Source organism: Wohlfahrtiimonas chitiniclastica, from assembly GCF_002252325.1.
GTDB classification, from domain to species: domain Bacteria; phylum Pseudomonadota; class Gammaproteobacteria; order Cardiobacteriales; family Wohlfahrtiimonadaceae; genus Wohlfahrtiimonas; species Wohlfahrtiimonas chitiniclastica.
Genome location: NZ_NEFL01000005.1, coordinates 1 through 2,500 on the forward strand (window position 1 = coordinate 1; position 2,500 = coordinate 2,500).

The 2,500-nt window shown below is 49.5% G+C and carries 2 rRNA genes (1 of these 2 cut by a window edge); both read right to left on the reverse strand.

The features are described 5' to 3' along the window. Positions 1-12: 12 nt before the first annotated feature. A 5S ribosomal RNA gene (gene rrf / locus B9T10_RS10090) occupies positions 13-128 on the reverse strand. A gap of 102 nt (positions 129-230) precedes the next feature. Then, positions 231-2,500 (reverse strand): 23S ribosomal RNA (locus tag B9T10_RS10095) (it continues 637 nt past the right edge of the window).

The following is a 2,500-nucleotide window of genomic DNA, read 5'->3' on the forward strand; positions in this document are numbered from 1 at the left end:
ATTCATGTTAGGCCCTGGAGATGACCTACTTTCACATGGGGAGGCCCCACACTATCATCGGCGCAGCTACGTTTCACTTCTGAGTTCGGAATGGGATCAGGTGGTTCCATAGCGCTATTGTCTCCAGGAAAACTGGTGGTTGATGTGATTTGATCACAGCAACAGCATTCTTTGGTTTAGTTGGTTCAGTCTAGCGACATCATTTGTTACATTTTTCTGAGACCTATTATATGGTCAAGCCTCACGGGTCATTAGTATTGGTTAGCTCAATGCATTACTGCACTTACACACCCAACCTATCAACGTTGTAGTCTCCAACGGACCTTTAGAGAGGTTAAACCTCTAGGGAAATCTAATCTTGGGGTGGGCTTCCCGCTTAGATGCTTTCAGCGGTTATCCCGTCCGTATTTAGCTACCCGGCAATGCCATTGGCATGACAACCGGAACACCAGAGATACGTCCACTTCGGTCCTCTCGTACTAGAAGAAGCTCCCCTCAAATTTCCAACGCCCACGGCAGATAGGGACCGAACTGTCTCACGACGTTCTGAACCCAACTCGCGTACCACTTTAAATGGCGAACAGCCATACCCTTGGGACCGACTACAGCCCCAGGATGTGATGAGTCGACATCGAGGTGCCAAACTCCGCCGTCGATATGGACTCTTGGGCGGAATCAGCCTGTTATCCCCGGAGTACCTTTTATCCGTTGAGCGATGGCCTTTCCATACAGAACCACCGGATCACTAAAACCTACTTTCGTACCTGCTCGACTTGTCTGTCTCGCAGTCAAGCACCCTTATGCTTTTGCACTCAAAAGCGCGATTTCCGACCGCGCTGAGGGTACCTTCGCACTCCTCCGTTACTCTTTCGGAGGAGACCGCCCCAGTCAAACTACCCACCATGCAATGTCCCCAACCCGGATAACGGGTCTAGGTTAGAATTTCAAATATTTTAGGGTGGTATTTCAAGGATGGCTCCACACTGACTGGCGTCAATGCTTCAAAGCCTCCCACCTATCCTACACAAAAAGATTCAAAATCCACTGCAAAGCTATAGTAAAGGTTCACGGGGTCTTTCCGTCTTGCCGCGGGTACACCGCATCTTCACGGTGATTTCAATTTCACTGAGTCTCGGGTGGAGACAGTGTGGCCATCATTACGCCATTCGTGCAGGTCGGAACTTACCCGACAAGGAATTTCGCTACCTTAGGACCGTTATAGTTACGGCCGCCGTTTACTGGGGCTTCGATCAAGAGCTTCGCATTACTGCTAACCCCATCAATTAACCTTCCAGCACCGGGCAGGCGTCAGACCCTATACTTCCACTTTCGTGTTTGCAGAGTCCTGTGTTTTTGATAAACAGTTGCAGCCACCTTTTCACTGCGGCCCTCTCAGGCTTACGAAGTAAATTCTTCACCTAAAAGGGCGTACCTTCTCCCGAAGTTACGGTACAATTTTGCCGAGTTCCTTCACCCGAGTTCTCTCAAGCACCTTAGAATTCTCATCCCGACCACCAGTGTTGGTTTGGGGTACGGTTTCTATATAACTGAAGCTTAGAAGTTTTTCTTGGAAGCATAGCATCAACTACTTCGGAGTCCGTAGACTCACCGTCATCACATCTCGGCATTAAGATCCCGGATTTGCCTAAGATCTCTGCCTACTTGCTTAAACTGGGATAACCGTCACCCAGCTAGTTTAGCTTTCTCCGTCCCTCCATCGCATTATATAGAAGTTCAGGAATATTAACCTGATTCCCATCGACTACGCATCTCTGCCTCGCCTTAGGGGCCGACTCACCCTGCTCCGATTAACGTTGAACAGGAAACCTTGGTCTTTCGGTGTGGGAGTCTTTCACTCCCATTAACGTTACTCATGTCAGCATTCGCACTTCTGATACCTCCAGAATCTCTCACGAGTATTCCTTCACCGGCGTACAGAACGCTCCCCTACCACTTAATATCTAAATATTAAATCCGCAGCTTCGGTATATCGCTTAAGCCCCGTTGAATCTTCCGCGCAGGCCGACTCGACTAGTGAGCTATTACGCTTTCTTTAAATGATGGCTGCTTCTAAGCCAACATCCTAGCTGTCTATGCCTTCCCACATCGTTTACCACTGAGCGATAATTTAGGGACCTTAGCTGGCGGTCTGGGTTGTTTCCCTCTTCACAACGGACGTTAGCACCCGCTGTGTGTCTCCCATGATTGCACTTTCTGGTATTCGGAGTTTGCATCGGGTTGGTAAGTCGGGATGACCCCCTAGCCGAAACAGTGCTCTACCCCCAGAAGTGATACATGAGGCGCTACCTAAATAGCTTTCGGGGAGAACCAGCTATCTCCAAGCTTGATTAGCCTTTCACTCCGATCCACAGCTCATCCCCATCTATTGCAACAGATGTGGGTTCGGCCCTCCGGTCAGTGTTACCTAACTTTCAGCCTGGCCATGGATAGATCGCCTGGTTTCGGGTCTACACCCTGCGACTGTTCGCCCTATTAAGAC